Source organism: Sphingobacterium tenebrionis, assembly GCF_037126265.1.
GTDB lineage: Bacteria > Bacteroidota > Bacteroidia > Sphingobacteriales > Sphingobacteriaceae > Sphingobacterium > Sphingobacterium tenebrionis.
Window position 1 is genome coordinate 1 of the sequence record NZ_JAYLLN010000024.1, and the last position, 21149, is coordinate 21149.

The following is a 21149-nucleotide window of genomic DNA, read 5'->3' on the forward strand; positions in this document are numbered from 1 at the left end:
ATCTGGAAAGGGCTACATCGCAAAAGCGGCCTAATCAGAATATTATTTGGAGAAAATTTAATTTATTATTTGGATATATACACAGTTCATTGCGAGGAACGAAGCAATCTTCCCGCATGTCATGCTGAGCGAAGTCGAAGCATCTACATTTGGTACCCGTACAGATCCTTCGACTACGCTCAGGATGCCACAGTTCAAAGATTGTTTCGTCGTACCTCCTCGCAATGACGAACAAGGCCTCCTCGCAATGACGCGTCCGTACCTCCTCGCAATAAGCCAGCCCGGCCTGACCGGCCGACTTAAAAATTTATCACTCCAAATACTGCCCTTGCCTAATCAGCAAGCTTCTATACTTATTAAAAACCGAAGACTTCGATACAAAGCCCAAATATTGATTATCCTTATTAACTACCGGCAATATCCACACATCATCCTTATTCATCTTCCCCATTACCCTTTCCATATTCTCCGATTCATCAATAATATCCGCTGGTTTCTGTGCCAAAACCGCGAAGGTCTTATCCTTCCCTTCCGCCTCATCCAACAAAATGGAAAACAACCGTTCACTATAAATTATCCCCAACAACTTCCCCTTATCATCCACAATCGGAAAAATATTCCTCTTCGAATGTATGATATCCGATTTCCGTTGTACCGGCGTTTCTTCCGGCCTCAACACCACAAAATTAGTCTCCAGGATATACCGCAGTTTCATCATACTGATCACCGTCCGATCCTTATCCTCATAAGATATCAAATCCCCCGACTCCGCCAACACCTTCGTATAGATCGAATGCTTCATCGCTGCCCTATTGATAAAATAGGAAATCGAAGCCACCAACATCAAAGGTACCATCAAGGTATATCCCCCTGTAATTTCTGCAATCAAAAATATCCCCGTCAGAGGCGCATGCATAACACCCGCCAAAGCTCCTGCCATCCCTGCCATCACAAAGTTCGGCACATTCAACTGCACAATTCCCGTTTGGTTCACCCCAAATGCGAAAGCAAAACCCAATAATCCGCCCATCACCAAACTCGGTCCAAACACACCACCATTTCCTCCCCCATTGATCGTAAATAACGCTGCAAAGGATTTTGCAAACAGCGTCAATACCGTATAACACAATACCACCCACCAGATATCCTTAAATTCTGCAAAGAGCGAATTCTTGACAATGGAATCAAAACGACCATCCAAGATCTGCTGAATACTGATATATCCCTCCCCATATAAGGCCGGAAACATAAAGATCATCAAGCCCAAACTGATCCCCGAAATCCAAACCTTATTATACGGATTCTTGATCCTCCCAAACCAATTCTTGACCATCTGACTGGTTTTCGAAAAGTAGATCGTAAAAAGTCCGATCAACACGGCCAAAATCAGGTAAAAGAAAATTGACTCTACCTCCCAACCTGTAGTCGTCGTATGAAACAACGGCTCACTGTATAAGATCCTCGAAACAACCGCAGCCAACGCCGATGAGATTAAAAGCGGGATAAATACAGGAATGGAAAATTCAGATAATAGAATCTCAATGGCAAAGATCATCCCTGCTACAGGAGAATTAAAAGCGCCCGAAATCCCTGCTGTAGCACCACATGCTAGCAACATGGTAACCTCTTTATAGCTCAATCCGAAGAAACGACCGATATTGGATCCAATTGCTGATCCGCTATAGGCAATCGGCGCCTCCAAACCGGAAGAACCCCCAAAACCAACAGTAACCGCACTGGTAATAATTTGGGAATAGATATTATGAATGGAGATTCGGCTGGACTTTCGTGAAATGGAATAGATAATCGGTGTGATACCATGCTCCAGCTTTTTATCCTTTATAAATTTCCGAACATAAAGAACCGAAAGGAAAATACCGATCAATGGAAAGATCAAGTATAATCCATACTTATAGTGCCATTCAATATCGTCCTGAAGGGTCGATGCAATAAAATGGGTAAGTCCTTTTAACAATGCCGCTGCCAATCCCCCAACAATACCCACCAAAAAAGCCAATACAATAATAAAATTCCGATTGGAAATTTTTTGCATTCGCCATTTATTGATGTATTCCAGTTTTCTCAGCAGCTTTTCTCGCATGTTATCAGCATTTAACTGCAAATATAGAAACTATGTATCGGAAAGCCTTATAAATCCCTATTGGAATTATCGAAATGGAAACTGAATGGAAACTTTAAATCGATGTCCATCCTCTTTTACCTCAAAACGATGCGAATCAGGAAAATTATAGGCGAGCACTGATTTAATATATTGATGTCCAATACGAAAACTTCCGCCCTCTTGAAATGGAATTTTCCCATTTTTCAGATTTTCTACCTCCAATACAATCTCCCCATTTTTCTGTTCCACCCAGAATTGAACGGGATGCTGTTGTTCTGATAATCGGCATACTTCATGATATTCTCGTATAGCGTTAATAACATATTCTTAGGAATCTTTACCTCCATTACGGCAGGATCAGCATGGAAATCCACAAAACATTCCTGATTGAATCTTAATGTATTCAAGGCATGTAAATTATGGATGTATTTCCATTCATCAGCTAAACGGACAAAATGATCAGTGCCAGTGGTCCGGATGCCATAATTCCATACCTCATCTAATAATTGAAAAGATTGATGAATAGATTGGTCCTCTTCCTTTTCCGATTCTTTAATCAAATATTGGAGAGTTTTTGGGAAAAAACTATGGGAAACCTGTAATCGCATCGACCTCATCTTTTCCTCTAGGATATTATTCTCCAATTGTTGCTGAAGCAATTGGTCTTCCAGCATGCTCTTCTCTGTTTTCCGGTTCATTCGGTAATACCAAAAAAAGCTGGCAATAAATGCGATTTGGAGGTACCTTTGGGATCCGAAAAATAAAAAGCTCCAATAGTTATCGAAAGTTAATACCGTTTCAAAATTAAAGGTTTGAAGAAACCATACGGTAACCAATCTTAGCAGGCAAAAAAGGAAGAAAAAACTTAGAAAATAGAGGATTACCCAACCTATTTTGGGGTTTTTGTGATTTTGCGGAAATAGGTAGAATACCCCTAAGTACAACATCGAATAATCGACTATTAGGGACAATGCATAATCCATCCTAAACCCGGTTAACCCCATTGAAATCTTAGCTATATAGAGTTCTAAGAGGCCATAAACGAGCCAAAACAATACATGAAATAGGATGTACTTTCTTTCCATTCCCTAACCAATCGTAAACTTTTTTAAGTGGACCAGGAAATCATTCTTGAACGCATTTCCAATAGGAATTTCTACATCATCATCGATCAGCTTTATCCGATTCCCAGATAAGGATTCGAAAAAATCGAGGTTAATGATAAATGATTTATGAACTTGAATAAATTTGGAAGCAGGAAGATTTTTCAACAATTCCTTCATCGTCAGTAAGGTGATCAATTTATCTTTCTTGGTCTGCATGCTTACATAGTTTTTCAGACCTTCTATAAATTTGATCTCCGAAAAAGTTAATTTGACCAATTTATCCCGGTCCGTTTTCACATAGAAAAAGTCCTCTTCTACCGGTTGTTTTTCGTGGGGAATTTTCTCCAAGGCCTTCAAAAAACGATCAAATGCAATCGGCTTTAACAGATAGTCTATTACCCCTAATTCATAAGACTCAATGGCATAAGTGGAAAATGCTGTAGTAAGAATGACATGTTTGATCGGATAGGCTTTCATAAAATCGATCCCTGAAATGCTACGCATGTTTATATCCAAAAAAACAACATCAATCTTTTCTGTTTTCAACAACATGACAGCTTCCAATGGATCATGGAAAGTCCCTAACACGTTTATATAGGATATTTTTTTACAATATGCCTCTATGACATCGATAGCATGTTGTTCATCATCAATAATTATACAATTCATTTGATCATATTGGTATAGTTAAGAGTAAGCTCCTTTTCCCCACTTACCTGACATACTATTTCCACATGTTCCTTATCCAGATCATTGATTTGAAAAGAGAACAAAAAGCTTGGTATGCTTGGATGATAGGGATGAAGGACTTCCTCCAGCATGGATATAAGTAGATAGGGAGGAATGATTACCTCTTTAATTTCACTGTTGTTTTCTATGCTTAACTGTAAATCATTTCCTGTTTGTAAACGATAAATAGCCAATACTTTTTCAAGTTGATGAATTTCCTCGCTCAAAGTAACAAGTTGTTTGGTACCACCTGTTTTAAGCATATAACGTAGGGAATCAGAAACAGATAAAATGGTCTGACTAATATTCGGATTGTCCGATGCAATCGTTCTGGAGAACATAAAGTTCAGGGTATTGAACAGAAAATGTGGATTTATTTGTGCCTGCAGACTATTTATTTCCGCTTGAAGCATCAAGGTCCTTAATTGTTGAAGTTCCAATTTCTTCAAATCTCTTTTATATCGGTTATGTCGGTAAGTGGTAAAATACCATAATCCTGCAGCATATAAAACATATACAATAAACCTATAAAGATGAATGATAACGAAATTAAAGGAAATCTCTGGGCGAACCGCCACATTAGCCATCTTATTGGAAAAATAAGTGGTAACCCCATATTTCCAGGCGAGAAAGAGCAGGAAAATCATCATTCCCCGAATAACCATATTCCCGATAGATTTTTCCTTCAAATAACTTGGAAAAACGAAGCCAATAAAAAGATAGGCAAATAAGGTATTGCTCCATAAATTGATCACATGTTGGCTGGTAATCGTTACGCCAGCAAGAGCGACATTCCCAATTTCCAGCCCCCAAATTAAGAACCATAAACCGAGGTGTAAACCAATTTTACCCAATTTATTCGTCATCCCATTTCCTACGTTCATCAGTCAAATAGTCCCATTGGTGTATTAATTTATAATATGAAATCTTTTCTGTTAAAATTTGAGATCAATACGATTGCGTTCGGTTATAAACGCCTTGCAAGATAATTAAACTCTAACATTAATTGAAAATTAAAACCATATGAATTATCCGAAATCAAAACTATTGATAATAATTGTTCTGGCTTTGTTACTAGGCTTATCGTCAGTAGCAAATGCGCAAAACCTGAGAAAAGGAAAACTTATAAACAAATCAAACGAAGTCATTCCCTACGTCACGATACAGTTGGTAGATTCTGCCCAGAAAATAATAGATTATGCTATAAGTGATGAGCGGGGCGAATTTCAGATTCAACTGGAACGACCTAACGCGAAACAATTACAGATTACGGCGGTTGGGTATGAAAAGCTCATACAGGAAATCGCTACATTGGAGAGTAGCAATCCGTTAGTTCTCATGTTGAATGCTGCTTCCCAAACGAGCATACAAACAATCACCGTTACTGGCCGAAAACCTACCGTTGAGGCTAAGTTGGGTAAGACAATTTTTAATGTGGAAAATACGCCATTGGTGCAGACAAGTTCCGCTATTGACCTATTGGGCAAAGCTCCTGGAGTTTTTGTAGATATGCAACAGGAAAGTGTGAAACTTCAAGGAAAAAAAGTCCTTTTCTTGGTAGATGGCAAAAGAACCTATCTCGAGGGCAACCAAGTTTATCAATACCTCAACAATTTTCAGGGAGGAACCATCGAAAAAATAGAACTTATCCATTCTCCTTCTGCAAAATATGAAGCGGCTGCCGTAATCAATATTATCACCAAAAAAGATAAGAGCCACGGTTGGAATACCGTACTTTCCACCACTGCAGGCTATGGACAACAACCCGATGTAAAAGGCAGTGGGACTTTTAATTATAGAAACCAAAAAATAGCCTTCTCTACTTCCTTGGGCGCCAATTTTGATAAATCTCCTGTTCAGGGAACTACGGAACAACGTGCAGATAATTATTCCCTATTCCAAGAATTTCATTCCCTTTCCAAAAACAATTCTTCCTACGGAAAATTTTCATTAGACTATTTCCTGAACAAGAAAAACACATTTGGATTGGTATATAGTAAAAATACGGGCAATAAACTTTCGGATCAGCTTAGTGAGAGCCAGCGAAATGAACTAGCAAACGGGCTAAAGATTTTCAATGATCATAATACAGGAGATGTTCATCATAATCGAGATTTATTAAGTTTCAATTATACCAATACCTTTTCAGAAAGCAGCAAGTTGATGTTTAATTCAGACTATGCCTGGAGCAACAATTTGGGAGACAATAGATACCAGACAAGCCTAAACCAACAGGTCTATAGAGATCGTATAAATAACCTTGACCTGGATAACAAAGTCCTTTCCATGACCTTGGATTATGAAGATCTTTTGTGGAAAAAATACGCATTGGAGGTCGGCGCTAAATTAACAGATATTCAAACCGATAATTTCAATCGATTTGAAACCTTAACCGATAGCCAAAACCAAATCCCAACGCTCCAAGAAGACAGGTTTCAATATTCTGAAAATGTAGCTGCCGCATACCTGGACTTAAGTACGGCATTCTCAGAAAAGTTCTCTGCTCAATTGGGGTTGAGGGCTGAACATACCCAAACAACAGGAAAATCCATCAGCACCAATCTGATTCATAAACAATCTTATTTTGATCTATTACCAAAAGTCAATCTAAACTATGCGCTAAATAAAAACCATAATCTCTCCTTGGGTTATTCCAGGAGCATTGATCGACCTAGTTTTAGAACCCTCAACCCCTTTCGGTACTATAGTGATATTTACAGTGCATCCGAAGGAAATCCTTATTTAAAACCTTCCTACACACAATCTATCGCGCTACAGCATTTTTTTAAAAGCAAATACATGTTCACCTTGGCTTATATGGAAAATAGAGGTGACCACAATGTATACTACGATCGAGATGAGGATGTGATTGTCAGTAAATATGAGAATTATGGGTTAACATCTGCGTGGATGGCCTCCGCTTATATCCCTGTTGCCTTTACAAAATGGTGGAATAGTACTTTACAGGTCCAAGTTGCTCAATTGAATATCAGGAAGGATGATTTCCAAAAAAGTGGTCCAGCCTTCTCGTTCAACAGTTCTTCTTCTTTTAAGCTTCCGAAAAAATACATGGCAGAATTGAGTCATCAATTCTCCTATACCTCCACCATGGGTATCTATGAGGTCGCGCCAATCTATTCTTTCAACGTATCATTTTCCAAGAGCTTTCTGAATAACCAGTTAGCTGCAAAAATTCAAGGGGTAGATTTGTTCAGTCTTTATAGATGGCATGCTAAGACTATCCAAAACGGGATATTCTATGAAAACAAAAATCGCGGTCGTGGAGCGATGTACTTCCTCAGCCTAACCTATAAATTGGGGAAAACGACTGTGAAAGGTTCAACTGCAAAAAGCAAAGCGATTGAAAATGATCAGGACCGCATGAACTAGCTAAAATGAAGGAGCCTGCAAAGGGAAAAAAATCGTATTTTTGGGATGAATTAAAATCTTATACTATGTTTAAAATCCTAAAAGTCGGTGTTCTATCGGCCATTTTAGCTGCTGGTGTTTTTAATTACTCAGCCATTCCTGATGAAGGGATGTTCCCCTTGAGCGAATTGAGCAAGGCTGGCCTTAAAAAAGCCGGTTTAAAAATCAGCGAAAAAGACATTTATAATCCTGGAAGTATCGGCTTGGTTGACGCCTTGGTGCAGGTTAGCGGTTGTTCCGGTTCCTTTGTATCAGCAAACGGGTTGATCATCACCAACCACCACTGTGCTTTCAGCGCGGTGCAATTGGCTTCCAGCCCTGAACACAATTACCTGGAGAATGGTTTTGTCGCCAACTCCCATGAGCAGGAAATTGAGGCTAAAGGATTGACCATCCGGATCACCGACTCTTACGAGGATGTATCCAAAGAAATCCTGGATGCGGTTTCCAATATTACCGACCCGGTACAGCGAATCGATATCATCAACAAGAAACGGGTGGAACTTGCCAAACAAGCAGAAAGTAAGGATCCTAGCATCAAAGCTGAAGTATCGGAAATGTTCATCGGAAAAAGCTATGTGCTGTTCCGTTATAAGACCATTGAGGATGTTCGCTTAGTGTATATTCCACGTCAGGATATTGGAGAGTTTGGTGGGGAAACCGATAACTGGGTTTGGCCTAGACATACCGGAGATTTCTCTTTCTTACGTGCTTACGTAGGCAAGGATGGAAAATCAGCTAAATATTCGAAAGACAATGTGCCTTATCAACCTAAAAAACACTTGAAAATCAATCCTAAAGGGGTGTCAGAAAACGATTTTGTTTTCATTTTGGGTTATCCAGGACGTACTTTCCGTCATCGTCCTTCCCAATACTTGGAATACCAACAGCAATTTCTATTGCCATATACCTCTAACTTGTATGATTTCCAGAACCAACAGATGATGTTGGCCGGAAAGGATGATAAAGCCACTGAATTGGAATTGGCAACACGCATTAAAAGAAATGCCAATACCATGAAAAATTACCGTGGTAAATTGAAAGGCTTAAGGAATATCGACTTGGTGAATACCAAGAAAAAGGAAGATGCCGAACTAACGGAATTCATCAATAAGAATGCGGAACTGAAAGCGCAATATGGAACGTTGATGCAGGATATTGACAAGCATTACCAATTGGTTTTCCAAGATGCGGAAAAAGAGATGTGGTACAACCAGATCTATGGAGGTATCCGTTTATTGCAAGCGGCGAGAATGGCTAATTCCTTTAAGGAGGCCTTGATGCAACAAGGAACGGCTAATAATCGTCAGGAGATGTTTGCAAAGAATGTAGAAAACTTCAAGAAGCAAATGGATCCTTTTTATGAGGCCTATAACCTGAATGTGGATAAATCCATCGCTTCTTATATGTTTGCTCAGGCTACGCAATTAAAGGATGGAAATGCTTTGCCATTTGTGGCTAACCATAGGTTTGAATCAGCTGATGCGGCAAGTGGGTTTATCAATAAGGCGCTTGATGAGACGGCATTGAAAAATAAGGAGCAGTTTTATAGCCAGGTGTTGAAAGATGCCAAAACCTTCTTAGCATATTCTGATGAATTGATGAAGTTCCAAGAGGAATTGAACAAGGAGATGAAACCATTTGCGGAGGAACAAAAACGTCGCGAAGGAAATTTGAATAAGTTGATGGCGGATTATGTGGCGGTAAAAGAGAAGTTCCAATCCAAGAATTTTATTCCGGATGCAAATTCGACATTGCGTTTGACGTTTGGGAATATTAAGGGGTATAGTCCTGTTGATGCGACTTATATGGAACCATTTACGACTGTCCGTGGATTGATCGAAAAAGGTAATTCTGGTGATCCGGAGTTTAGGTATCCAGCTGCTATTAAGGAGAATTGGTTGAGCAAGAATTTTGGAAATTATTTCAAAAAGGAGATCAATGATGTTCCGGTGAATATTCTTTATAATATGGATACCACTGGTGGAAACTCTGGCTCGCCTATTATGAATGCGTATGGAGAATTGATCGGGGTGAATTTTGATAGAGCTTATGATGCGACAATCAATGACTTTGCCTGGAATGAAGCTTATAGTAGATCTATTGGGGTTGATATCAGGTATGTGTTGTGGATCGCGGATAAAGTGGATAACGCGCAGTTTATTATTAAGGAATTAGGGGTTAGGAATTAATTTTTAACATTGCGAAACTCTACGTCATTGCGAGGAACGAAGCAATCCATCGTCATTGCGAGGAACGAAGCAATCTTTACACTAATCGAAAGATTGCTTCGTCGTACCTCCTCGCAATGACGTAAAAAAAAGCCGATGCATGCATCGGCTTTTTCAGTTAAAAATATATAATTTGGATTTGGATTCTAACTTATTTTATTTGGATTCTAACTTTTTTAAATTCTACCTTAAGGCTTCGCCTTCGAAATCTTTTCTGAGTAAGGCAAATACATCGGCAAAGCAGCCGAGCCATACCAAGGATAAATACTATACCCCAATAAACCTGCCTTCACAGCCGGATCAGTATCCACCACAGCTTTTGCCTCTTCTATATCCTTCAGATTCTGAAGGATAAATATCCCCCTAAACTGGTCCGTATTTTTTCCAAAAGGACCAGCAACAACCAATTTACCATCCTTCACCAACTTTCCCATATTATCCATATGGCCTCGGAATCCCGTATTAATAAATTCCTTGTCAGTAGTCTTATTCTCTCCGGTCTTCAGAACCACCAAAAAGTAATTCTTCATCCCATAATCATCAGCACCCAATGATTTCGCCAAGTTTTCATCATAACTCTCCCCCATCGAAGCATTATTCGCACCATGCTCAACAATTTCCTTCCCAAGCTTAGCATTCTTCACCTTTCCCATCTTATAGGAAAACTGTTTTTCACCACCCGATACCGTCACCTTCATACTATCCGAACCCAACTTCTGATAACTGATCACCTTTGGAAAAGAATGCTTCGCATTCACAAAAGTATATGTATCACCTACCAGGCTCCCTTCAAAGGAAATCCCTTTGCCTTGATTCTGATTAAGCACGGTCGCTTTATAAATCAAACCTTTCCCTTCAACAGATAGATCCAGGTACTCACTCACCAACATCTCTCCCCCATCCAATACCTGATAACTAAAACCCTTCAGATTACCATCCTGATTCCGATCCCAATGTTCAAAGAGCGGCTTGCCTTCCTGTTTCCAGGTTCCTAAAAGGAAAGTGGGCATTTGCGCCTGTATAGATCCTCCTAAAAGGATCAAAAAAAAGATTAAGCTCAGCTGTTTCATAAAAATTAGATTAACATACAAACCTAATTAAAATCAGCCAAGCTTAATCCTAAAAATTCCTAATTATGCAAAAGTAGGTTCTGCGGTAGAATATTCATGAATGAACCATTCCACCATTTTCACCATCTTATCACTTCCGATGATCAACGGCACCCGTTGGTGCAATTCTTCCGGCATGATATCCAGAATAGGCATCAATCCGGTCGATGCACGACCACCTGCCTGTTCAGCAATAAATGCCAAAGGATTACATTCATACATCAACCTTAACTTGCCGTTAGGATAAGCCATGGTATCTGGATACAGGTAAATCCCGCCCTGAATCATGTTTCTATGGAAATCCGCCACTAAAGAACCGATATACCTGGAGGTATAAGGTCTTTGGGTTTCCTTATCCATATCCTTACAGTATTGCAAGTATTGTTTGATTGCCGTAGAGAACTGGTTATAATTACTTTCGTTCACCGAATAGGTCCTACCCGTAGATGGGATAAGCAGATTCGGATGTGAAAGACAAAATTCACCGATCGAAGGATCCAAGGTAAATCCATTCACCCCTTTACCTGTTGTATACACCAGCATGGTCGAAGAACCATAGATGATATATCCCGCGGCCACCTGCTGCCTTCCAGTCTGCTCGAAGTCTGCCATGGTCAAAGGACCTTCCGGACTCACCCTTTTGAAAATCGAAAAGATCGTACCGATGGAAACATTGGCATCAATATTTGATGAACCATCCAGGGGATCAAAATAAACCATATATTTCCCTACCGGATAAAATGTCTGATGGGTCAGGTCTATACCTTCTTCGTGTTCTTCAGAAGCTAAATAGCAACAATCACCCACTTTTTCCAGGGCATCCATGAAATGTTGATCGGCAAAGACATCCAGTTTCTGCTGTTCTTCACCTTGCACATTCTGTTTACCCTGTTTTCCAAGGATATCCGCCAAACCAGCCTTGTTAACCTCACGGTTAACCATTTTTGCTGCTAAGGATATCGCCTGCAAAAGATGGGTAAATTCACCTTTTGCTGTTGGAAACTTGGATTGTTGTTTACTGATGAATTGTTCTAAGGTTTGTATTCCCATGTTCTTTGTCTTTTACCCCTATTTCACTGCTTCCACTGGAACATATTGGGCATAATTTTCATCGAACATGCCTTTTAATTTATTGGCCATTTCATCATAACCTTCCGGATTAGCCCACATCTTTTTCGGATTCAACAGGTTTTCCGGAATTCCAGGACATTCCCTTGGCATCTGTAGACCAAATACCGGATGTTCTTCATAACCTGCATCACAAAGATGGCTTTCTATCGCTGAACGGATCAATTGACGGGTATAAGCCAATTGTATACGTCTGCCGACACCGTAAGGACCAGCAACCCAACCGGTATTCACCAACCATACTTGGATAGTTGGATCTTCTTCCAATTTCTGCTTCAACATCTCTGCATACTGCATCGGGTGCAACGGCAGGAATGCCGCACCAAAACAAGCAGAGAATGTAGCTGTAGGTGTCTGAACCCCCATCTCAGTTCCCGCAACTTTCGCGGTATAACCATTGATGAAGTAGAACATCGCCTGCTCCGTCGTCAATTTAGAGATCGGAGGCAATACACCAAATGCATCCGCACTTAGAAAGAAGATGTTTTTAGGTGCTGCACCGAATCCTGTAGGATTCACATTATCCAAGAATTCGATTGGATAAGAAGCACGCATATTTTCGGTGATACTGCGATCGTTATAATCGGCATCGCGCGTACCAGGTTTAAAATTCACATTCTCCAATAAAGCGCCAAAACGGATCGCTTTATAGATCTGAGGCTCATGTTGGTAAGTTAGTCCAATCGTTTTGGCATAACATCCACCTTCAAAGTTGAACACTTCCGATTTTGTCCATCCATGCTCATCATCACCGATCAACAAACGACCCTCATCAGAGGATAAGGTAGTTTTTCCGGTTCCTGATAAACCAAAGAACAACGCTGTGTCTTTATCTTTACCCACGTTGGCCGCACAGTGCATGGTCAATACATTGTGTTTTAAAGGCAGGTAATAATTTAGTGCACTAAATATACTTTTCTTGATCTCTCCTGTATAGGCTGTACCGATGATCAGGATGATCTGTCTGGAAAGGTCTAAGATCACGCAGTGGGAAGTAGGTAATCCCAAAGCTTCATAATCTTCTACCTGCAATTTTGAGGCTACCAGAACGGTCCAATCAATCTGTCTCTGCTCATTCACATCTACATTGATAAACATATTGTTCACAAAGATGTCCTGACAAGGCTTCTCGGTCACTGTCAATACTTGTTGAGCATAAGCCTTATGGTTACATGCCTGTACAGAACGGACATATAAAGGAATATCCGATAGGTACAAAGTAACCCTTTGATACAACATGTCGAATAATTCTGTGGTAACAGGCTTATTTACCTTACCCCAATTTACGGTTTCGGCAGTTAAACTGTCCTTAACCAAAAAACGAGACTCTGGTGATCGTCCCGTAAATTTCCCTGTCTCAAAGCTTAATGCTCCACTATCAGTAAGAGAAGCTTCCTGTTTTCGAATGGCGTGTTCGACCAATTCCGCAACCGGTAATTGAAAATAAACCGGACCAACGGGCCGAATTCCCATTGCTTCCAGTTGTGTACTGATTAAGTTTGTCATATATAGGCATTATTTTGCGAACAAAGCTAGGGATATTTTTAGCTTTAAAAAAAGCAAATTTAGCATATTGTAAGAAATACACATATTTAACTAACTGTATTACAGCGCATTATTTTTCATAATTTAAGTAACATAAATTTAGCAACATTTGGAGAAAATAATTATCAAAAACAGGCACCTGCGTTTAAATGCAATAGAGGCACTTTTTACCGATTATGGGTCTTATTAAAGGATTTATGGTACTTTTTCTGATTTTCATTTCGCTCAATTTGTAGCTAAATTGCCAATGCTAAAAATTTTTGACAAAATAACCTAACATATTGACAAAATATGTTTATATCATGCGATTTTTTCTCAATATATGCAGCGCAAACTTTGCGTAGTTTTTCCCCCTCAATTTGTCTAATACATGTCAGAACATCTATCTCGTGGGTCTGATTATCAAAAAATTGTCATTATGTAACTTGGATACTTTTTTATTTCCGAAATAAGTATGTTATTTGCATAACTTTTTGAACAAATATGGTCAAAAGTCAAAAAGTAAATATTATGAAAACTTACTTTACGCAGTTCGGCTTACTCATCGGCATGCTCCTCTCCTTCCAGCTGGGATGGTCACAGGAAATGTTACTTATCAAGGGAAAGGTTTCCAATGCAGATACCTATACCGCCATTCCTTATGCATCGATCACAGTAGTAGGTGGACCCAAAAACCTGGGCACCACGACCAATGAAAAGGGCGAGTACACCTTAAAGGTGCCAGCCAACTATACCTCCATTAAAATTTCCTATGTGGGTTTCAATACCGAAGAATCCCCCCTGAGCAAAGAGGCCGAACAACAGATCCGGGTGATGTTATTTCCTTCCAATAGTATTGAGGAAGTGGTGGTTACTGCTCCCAAAAGGGTTAAATATTCCAACAAGAACAATCCTGCCGTAGAATTGATACGCAAAGTGGTGGAACACCGTGATCAGAACAGATTGACCGGACAGAAATTAGCTGAATTTGACCAGTATGAAAAGATCAGTCTTGGTTTGAGCAATCTGGACAATAAATTCAAGGATAAAAAGATCTTCAAGAACTACCAGTTCTTATTTCAGGAAGATGATTCGTTGGATAACAATTACGTATTACCGGCCTATATGGAGGAAAAATTTTCTAAGGTATATTATCGTAAAGATCCAAATGCAAAAAAACAATATGTATTGGCAGAACGTAAGGCAGAATTCGACCCTAAATTTGTGGACAATGATGGCTTGAGCAAATACTTCAATCGGCTTTATGATGAAGTGGAGATCTATGACAATAACATCTCGATTTTGACCAATCAGTTTTTGAGCCCTATTGCCAACTCTGCTCCTACATTCTATCGTTTTTATATTACAGACACCATTAAAACGGTATCGCCGATGTTGGTAGAATTGAGTTTCTATCCAAGAAATAAGGCCGATCTGCTGTTCAAGGGAAAACTATATGTAACCTTGGACGGGAATTATGCCGTGCAAAGTGCGCAGATGACCATCAATAAGGATGCAAATGTGAACTTTGTCAGAGACCTGCATATCGAATTGGGATTCAAGAAAAATGCAGACAATAAATTTTACCTGACTAAATCCAGTTTGGGTATTGATTTCGCCCTGACCGAAAAAGGGAAAGGGATTAAAGGGAAACGGGTAGTGCTGATCGATAAGTATGAGAATGGCATCGAAAGGCCAGACAGCATCTATGCGGTTCCGGACGTGTATATTGCCAAACAAGAAGCGGTAGTGGAACAGGAAAAAGAAGAAAGCTATTGGGCTACCTTACGTCCGGAACCGCTGCAGAATTCGGAAAGCATCATCTATCAGAACATTGATAGCTTACAACGTATGCCTTCTTTCCGCACCTTTATGGATGTGGCAGCCTTGGTATTTTCCGGCTATAAACAGGCTGGCCCGGTAGAAATCGGCCCTGTCAATACCTTCTATTCCTATAACCCGGTGGAAGGTTTCCGATTAAGGGTTGGGGGTAGAACTACGGAACAACTGAGCAAACGCTTTTTCATGGAAGGATATGGTGCATACGGATTTGAGGATAAGAAATGGAAATATTTCCTGAGTGGAACCTATTCGCTGAACAATAAATCGGTTTACACCTTCCCACAACATTATATCCGGGTATCGGCATCATATGATACCAAAATCCCTGGTCAGAACCTGGAATTCATCCAGGAGGATAATGTATTGCTATCCTTCAAACGTGGCGAGAACCAGAGCTATTTATACAATGAAGTCTATCGGGTAGATTATAAAGCAGAATTTAGCAATAACTTTTCGGTTACGGCTGGATTGGGTACCTGGAACCAGAATCCTGCTGGGGTATTGGCTTATCGGATGCCGCAGGCTGATGGGACTTTCCAACGCATCAACTCCTTGAAAAGCACAGAATTCAATGTGGGATTACGTTATGCCCCTAAAGAAGAATATTACCAAGGAAAATTATACCGCACCCCTTTGTTCAATAAGTATCCTATTTTTAACCTGAACTATACCGCAGGAATAAAGGATCTTTTTGGAGGGGAATACAACTACCATACGATCAACGCAGGCGTGTTCAAACGGTTCTACCTGTCGCAATTAGGTTATGCGGATGTGAATGTGGATGGTTCATACACCTTTGGCGACAACCTGCCGTTCCCGGTATTGAACATACATCGGGCAAACCAGACTTATGCCTATCAATTGAACTCCTATAACCTGATGAACTTTATGGAATTTATTTCCGATCATCATGCTTCCTGGAATGTACAATATTATATGAACGGCTTTATCTTCAACAAGCTACCATTGATCAAGAAATTGAAGATCCGTGAGGTATTCAGTTTCAAAGGGGTCTATGGTGGATTGCGAGATAGCAATAACCCAAGCCTGAACAACACTATCTATGCTTGGCAAACGAACAGCAAAGGCGAGCAATCTTCCTTTACGTTTAACGACAAACCTTATATGGAAGTCTCAGCTGGGGTTTCCAACATCTTCAAGATCTTGCGCGTAGACGTGGTCAAAAGACTGAACTACCTGGATAATCCGGAAGCTCCGGAATGGGGAATCCGTGCAAGGATCAAATTTGATTTTTAATTTCATTTTATTAGTTTTTCATAGTTGATACCATTTTAAGGAGGTTTTCGCAAGAAATCCTCCTTTTTTTTGGAGGATTCTCGATTTTGAACATATAAAGTGAAATAATTTCTTGGAATAGAAATTCCTATGCTTTACATTTGTGCCGTTATTGATATGAAGATCACTCGCACATACCATCACTGTTTCCATCATCGCCATTGTGGCGATAGATAATAGTATGGCTTCTACGTGGAGCGAGTAATTCCCCTGGATCTTTATTGGTATTAATAATTTACACACAACAAAAACCATCATTGTGAAAAATCTTAAAATTGCTATCCAAAAATCGGGTAGATTAAATGAAAAATCCGTTCAACTCCTAAAAAACTGTGGACTTGACTTCGAAAATTATAAAAGTTCCCTGATCACTACCGTCTCTAATTTCAACCTGGAAATCCTTTTCTTGAGGGATGACGATATTCCTGGATATGTGGAACAGGGCATTGCCGACCTCGGTATTGTAGGCGAAAATGTGATCGATGAAACCCAGGCAAAGGTGCAGTACCTGCAACGATTGGGTTTTGGCCGATGCAGTTTGAAGCTCGCGATTGCCAAAGATTCCAGCATCGAAAGATTAGAAGACCTGAACGGCAAATCCATTGCTACCTCCTACCCCAATATCCTAAGAAACTTCCTGAACGAATATAAGATCAATGCCGACATCCAAGAGATCTCCGGATCGGTTGAAATTGCTCCTGGATTAGGCTTGAGCGATGCGATCTGTGATATTGTATCGACCGGTGGGACCTTGAAGAGCAATGGGCTGAAACCCTTTGCGGATGTTCGCAGCTCGGAAGCGATCTTGATCGGTCGTGAAGGATTGGAGGAAAACCCGATCATCTGTGAATTGTTACAACGGGTACAGTCGGTATTACGCGCGAAGGAGACGAAGTATGTGGTATTGAATGTCGAGAAGAAAAATCTGGAGCAGATCACGGCGCTTTTGCCAGGTGTTAAGAGCCCTACGGTGGTTCCTTTGGCCGAAGAAGGTTGGGTAGCGGTACACACTGTTATTTCGGAGGATGATTTTTGGGATAAAATCAATAAATTGAAGGCCTTAGGCGCACAAGGGATTGTGGTGATGCCAATCGAAAAAATTATCATGTAATATGATTTAATAAAACAGCTAGGATGATAAAGACCTATTTTTATAAAGATATAGAAGCTGAGCAGCTTCAAAAGCTTATCGACCGCAACACGGATCCAAACCATGCGATCCAGGATACAGTTCTGCAGATCATCGAGGAAGTGAAAACAAGTGGTGATGAGGCTTTGAAATCCTATGCGAAGCAGTTCGATAAGGTGGACTTGGAGAAATTGTACTTGGATGCTTCGGATATCGAGGAACTGGCGATGACCATTTCCCGCGATCAGATGCGTGCCTTGGAGATTGCTTTCCAGAATATCCATAAGTTCCACCAATCGCAAATGAAACGGGAGCGTGTGGTGGAGACCATGCCTGGAGTGAAATGTTGGCGTGAGGTAAGGCCAATTGAGAAGGTTGGTCTTTATATCCCTGGAGGCTCTGCGGTTTTACCGAGCACCTTATTGATGTTGGGTATTCCAGCAAGGATTGCTGGCTGTAAGGAGATCGTGGTCTGTTCACCTCCGCAGAACAACGGAAAGATCAATGGCTTTGTGGCCTATTGCCTGAAGTTGTTGCGTATTGACCGGATTTATCTGGTTGGTGGTGCGCAAGCGGTAGCTGCGATGGCTTATGGGACGGAAAGTATCCCGAAGGTGAATAAGATTTTCGGACCTGGGAATCAGTTTGTGACGAAGGCGAAGAGCATGATTCAGGGCATGACGGATGTGAGTATTGATATGCCGGCAGGACCATCTGAGGTATTGGTGATTGCGGATGAATTGGCAAACCCGGCTTTTGTGGCGGCTGATCTGTTGGCGCAGGCGGAACATGGCAGTGATAGCCAATCGATTTTGGTGTGTTTGTCGGAGGAATTTGCGAAAGCGGTGGAGAAGGAAGTGGATGTGCAATTGCAGGTGCTGCCTAGGCGAGCAATGGCAGAAGAGGCCATGAACAATTCGTATATTATTGTAGCGGAGAATTTGGAGGAAGCGATGAAGTTTTCGAACTTGTATGCGCCTGAGCATTTGATCTTGGAAACGGAGGAATGGAAACCTTTGGTCAATAAGGTGCTGAATGCGGGATCTGTATTTTTGGGTAATCTGACGCCGGAAAGTGCGGGAGATTATGCTTCCGGAACGAATCATACCCTACCGACATCGGGTTATGCAAGGTCTTATTCGGGGGTTTCGGTGGATAGTTTTGTGAAGAAGATTACTTTTCAGCATATTTCGGAGGAAGGATTGCAGCATATTGGATCTACAGTGGAGATCTTGGCGGAGTTGGAAGGTTTGCAGGCGCATAAGAATGCAGTGAGTATACGGATGAAGTAGGTTGGATTTTTTTGATTTGTAAAGGTTTTAGACCGGATATAAAAATGGCCAGGTGTTTTAAAAGACCTGGCCATTTTTTATTTTTTGGTAAGGGGGTTTTTATTTTTTGGTAAGGGAATTTTTATTATTTGCTAAACTGTTTTTTATTATTTGCTAAACTATTTTATATTTTTTGGCAAGGTATATTTTATCTTTTACAAGAGATATTTTATTTTTTGGCAAGCGGTTTTTTATTTTTTGGTAAGCGATTTTGTTTGAAATCCTGGCCTTCAAATTACCTATTGGGTACGGGGTGCAAGTGAGGTGTAAGTGACATGTAAGTGAGGTGTAAGTGCCTTTACATACTTACACCATACTTGCATGTTGCTTACAAATTGCATACACCTCGAATCCTATCTGGCATCGAGGTGTATGCTTTATTAATTCTATTATTTTTGTTTAGAATTGTTATTTCTTTTTAGCAGATTTCTTACTGCCTTTTCCGACAATCTTTTGGTAGATGTCTGCAAAAGCTTCTTTCAGTTTTTTCATGGTCTTGCCATCTTGCTTAGATTTTTTAGACACTTTTTTAACTTCCGATTTTTTAACTTTTGCCTTTTTATTTGATGCTTTTTTCGAGTCTAGTTTTTTGGCGTCTGATTTGTTCGATTCTACTTTTTTAGAATCTTTGACCTTAGCATCTTGCTTTTTCGAATCTTGCTTTTTGGAATCGTCTTTCTTTGCCTTTCCGGTTTTATCGTCTTTGCCTTTCTTATCCTTTTTCTTACCTAACTCCATTTCTTTGTAGAGTCTATCTACTTTCTTCGCGTTTTTCTTAGATTTATCTTCCTTGCTTGGTTTTTCCTGTACCGATTTGTTGTTTGGCACTTCTTCTTTGTAAGATGCTTCTTTTTCGATCTTGGTCGACTCTGTAGGAGTTGGTTTTACAGGTTGTTTGGAAGTTGATGTTGAAGGAGATGTTGAAGCTGGTTTAGCGGCTGGTTTTGAAGCGGCTGGCTTAGCTGATGCAGCCTTTGAAGCGGCTGGTTTAGCTGTTGTTGGCTTAGCTGTTGTTGATTTTGTTGTGGTTGTTTTTGTTGTGGTTGTTTTTGCAGCAGTTGGTTTTGTTGTGGTTGTTTTTGCAGCAGCTGGTTTTGTTGCAGCTGGTTTTGCAGCTGTTGAACTGGAAGCCGCAGGCTTTCTGGCTGAAGTCCTTGTTGAAGCAGCTGTTTTGGTAGCTGTTCCTGCAGGTGCAGTAGGTCTTGTTGGTTTTATTCCTCCCTCATCAGACTTGCGTGCTCTTTGGTTTTCTGCTTCTCCGTCACCACCATGCTCTTCTACAGGAGCTGGAACTGGAGTTGTTGTGTTGCTACTTGAATTAGCAGGTTTTGCAGGAGATGTTTTTGCAGTTGCAGGCTTTCTTGTGCCTGGCTGATTTGCTGTTGTTTTCGCAGCAGGCTTAGCCGTTGCTTTGGCAGCTGGTTTTGCAGCTGTCGTTTTTTCGTTATTTTCCGCTGAAGTTGGTTTTGTTTCAGTTGTTGGATTATTTGGTTCTGCCATTTTTCGGATTATTAATGTAGTAAATTGTTTTCTAAAATTTTTAATTAAAAAGGCTTTTGATGCTAGCTATGTAGCTGAGGCCTAGCTTAAAACTATTAATATAACGATTTTGTTTTCAAAAACGGGTATAATTAAACTATTTATAATTTTTCCAATCAAAGATTATGCGTAAATTTGTAGTCCTACATAACATGGGGTCGACCGGAATTGACAGGATAGCGATGGTTATGTAAGCATGCAGTGCATTGTTAGTCTAGCACTTAAATCTGAACTTTCAACTTTATAACTGGCGAAGAAAACTACGCCTTAGCTGCTTAAGTTAGACTTAACATAGCTATTTGTCCCGTTAGATCCTGTTCTTTGGTCTAACAACAGGGGCATCGAACGATAGAACTGGTCATTGGGACGCTGCTAAACAGTGACGAGATACAGCAGATACGGAGAACGGTATAGGTAAGCGACTCACCTTCCCTCTCCCGACAATTAAAGAGAAGCTAAGCATGTAGAAAGCGTAAATCATACTATGTTTGGACGAGGGTTCGAATCCCTCCGGCTCCACAAGAGTATTAACTAAAGAGGTAATTATCCATTAATTACCTCTTTTTTATTTTACATGGTCACGAATTTGGTCACGATTAAATTTTATGGAGTTTCTTTTACCAAGGAATAATTG

General features: G+C 40.3%; 13 protein-coding genes and 1 other RNA gene. 6 read left to right on the forward strand and 8 right to left on the reverse strand.

From position 1 onward, the window contains the following. Positions 1-310: 310 nt before the first annotated feature. The 4 genes from VJ786_RS10415 to VJ786_RS10430 form a co-directional block, all read right to left on the reverse strand. The gene (locus VJ786_RS10415) at positions 311-2101 is read right to left on the reverse strand and encodes a chloride channel protein (protein WP_336557678.1); all 1791 of its coding nucleotides are present in this window, start codon (positions 2099-2101) and stop codon (positions 311-313) included. 233 nt (positions 2102-2334) lie between these two features. Continuing rightward, on the reverse strand, positions 2335-2820 hold the full coding sequence (locus VJ786_RS10420; protein WP_144038160.1) for a hypothetical protein: 486 nt from the start codon (positions 2818-2820) through the stop codon (positions 2335-2337). A 390-nt stretch (positions 2821-3210) separates the two neighbouring features. Then, entirely contained in the window at positions 3211-3897 is a 687-nt protein-coding gene (locus VJ786_RS10425; RefSeq protein ID WP_099367318.1) for a LytR/AlgR family response regulator transcription factor, read from the reverse strand. Further along, positions 3894-4841: a sensor histidine kinase gene (locus VJ786_RS10430; RefSeq protein WP_099367317.1), complete on the reverse strand. Its 948-nt coding sequence runs from the start codon at positions 4839-4841 to the stop codon at positions 3894-3896. Before VJ786_RS10430 ends, VJ786_RS10425 begins: the two co-directional genes overlap by 4 nt. A 139-nt stretch (positions 4842-4980) precedes the next feature. Here VJ786_RS10430 and VJ786_RS10435 point away from each other — a divergent pair, with 139 nt between their 5' ends. Then, on the forward strand, positions 4981-7347 hold the full coding sequence (locus VJ786_RS10435; protein ID WP_099367316.1) for a TonB-dependent receptor domain-containing protein: 2367 nt from the start codon (positions 4981-4983) through the stop codon (positions 7345-7347). A 65-nt stretch (positions 7348-7412) separates the two neighbouring features. Next, positions 7413-9578 (forward strand): S46 family peptidase, encoded by a 2166-nt coding sequence (locus VJ786_RS10440; protein WP_099367324.1) that lies wholly within the window; start codon positions 7413-7415, stop codon positions 9576-9578. Between the two features lie 227 nt (positions 9579-9805). Here VJ786_RS10440 and VJ786_RS10445 read toward each other — a convergent pair whose 3' ends face one another. The 3 genes from VJ786_RS10445 to pckA all read right to left on the reverse strand — a co-directional run bounded on the left by VJ786_RS10445 (position 9806) and on the right by pckA (position 13360). Continuing rightward, positions 9806-10687 (reverse strand): DUF6265 family protein, encoded by an 882-nt coding sequence (locus VJ786_RS10445; RefSeq protein WP_218962221.1) that lies wholly within the window; start codon positions 10685-10687, stop codon positions 9806-9808. Between the two features lie 63 nt (positions 10688-10750). Next, a complete protein-coding gene (gene fbp / locus VJ786_RS10450; RefSeq protein ID WP_099367315.1) occupies positions 10751-11776 on the reverse strand; it encodes a class 1 fructose-bisphosphatase in 1026 nt (341 codons plus the stop codon). An 18-nt stretch (positions 11777-11794) separates the two neighbouring features. Continuing rightward, positions 11795-13360, reverse strand: a complete 1566-nt coding sequence (pckA, locus tag VJ786_RS10455; RefSeq protein ID WP_336557679.1) for a phosphoenolpyruvate carboxykinase (ATP) — start codon at positions 13358-13360, stop codon at positions 11795-11797. Positions 13361-13909: 549 nt separating this feature from the next. Between pckA and VJ786_RS10460 the strand changes: the two genes are divergently transcribed. From VJ786_RS10460 to hisD, 3 genes are all read left to right on the forward strand, one after another. Further along, positions 13910-16477 (forward strand): DUF5686 and carboxypeptidase-like regulatory domain-containing protein, encoded by a 2568-nt coding sequence (locus VJ786_RS10460; protein ID WP_336557680.1) that lies wholly within the window; start codon positions 13910-13912, stop codon positions 16475-16477. 298 nt (positions 16478-16775) lie between these two features. Beyond that, positions 16776-17627, forward strand: a complete 852-nt coding sequence (gene hisG, locus VJ786_RS10465; protein WP_099367312.1) for an ATP phosphoribosyltransferase — start codon at positions 16776-16778, stop codon at positions 17625-17627. 23 nt (positions 17628-17650) lie between these two features. Further along, positions 17651-18937: a histidinol dehydrogenase gene (gene hisD / locus VJ786_RS10470; protein ID WP_099367311.1), complete on the forward strand. Its 1287-nt coding sequence runs from the start codon at positions 17651-17653 to the stop codon at positions 18935-18937. 447 nt (positions 18938-19384) lie between these two features. Here hisD and VJ786_RS10475 read toward each other — a convergent pair whose 3' ends face one another. Then, positions 19385-20476, reverse strand: coding sequence for a hypothetical protein (locus tag VJ786_RS10475; RefSeq protein WP_336557681.1), 1092 nt, complete (start codon positions 20474-20476; stop codon positions 19385-19387). Positions 20477-20669: 193 nt separating this feature from the next. Here VJ786_RS10475 and ssrA point away from each other — a divergent pair. Beyond that, positions 20670-21037, forward strand: a transfer-messenger RNA (tmRNA) gene (gene ssrA / locus VJ786_RS10480). The last annotated feature ends 112 nt before the right edge of the window (positions 21038-21149 follow it).

Excerpts from the sequence above, each read along its gene's own strand:
- VJ786_RS10415 (WP_336557678.1), bottom strand. The coding sequence starts at position 2,101 with ATGCGAGAAAAGCTGCTGAGAAAACTGGAATACATCAATAAATGGCGA.
- VJ786_RS10420 (WP_144038160.1), bottom strand. The coding sequence starts at position 2,820 with ATGAACCGGAAAACAGAGAAGAGCATGCTGGAAGACCAATTGCTTCAG.
- VJ786_RS10425 (WP_099367318.1), bottom strand. The coding sequence starts at position 3,897 with ATGAATTGTATAATTATTGATGATGAACAACATGCTATCGATGTCATA.
- VJ786_RS10430 (WP_099367317.1), bottom strand. The coding sequence starts at position 4,841 with ATGAACGTAGGAAATGGGATGACGAATAAATTGGGTAAAATTGGTTTA.
- VJ786_RS10435 (WP_099367316.1), top strand. The coding sequence starts at position 4,981 with ATGAATTATCCGAAATCAAAACTATTGATAATAATTGTTCTGGCTTTG.
- VJ786_RS10440 (WP_099367324.1), top strand. The coding sequence starts at position 7,413 with ATGTTTAAAATCCTAAAAGTCGGTGTTCTATCGGCCATTTTAGCTGCT.
- VJ786_RS10445 (WP_218962221.1), bottom strand. The coding sequence starts at position 10,687 with ATGAAACAGCTGAGCTTAATCTTTTTTTTGATCCTTTTAGGAGGATCT.
- fbp (WP_099367315.1), bottom strand. The coding sequence starts at position 11,776 with ATGGGAATACAAACCTTAGAACAATTCATCAGTAAACAACAATCCAAG.
- pckA (WP_336557679.1), bottom strand. The coding sequence starts at position 13,360 with ATGACAAACTTAATCAGTACACAACTGGAAGCAATGGGAATTCGGCCC.
- VJ786_RS10460 (WP_336557680.1), top strand. The coding sequence starts at position 13,910 with ATGAAAACTTACTTTACGCAGTTCGGCTTACTCATCGGCATGCTCCTC.
- hisD (WP_099367311.1), top strand. The coding sequence starts at position 17,651 with ATGATAAAGACCTATTTTTATAAAGATATAGAAGCTGAGCAGCTTCAA.
- VJ786_RS10475 (WP_336557681.1), bottom strand. The coding sequence starts at position 20,476 with ATGGCAGAACCAAATAATCCAACAACTGAAACAAAACCAACTTCAGCG.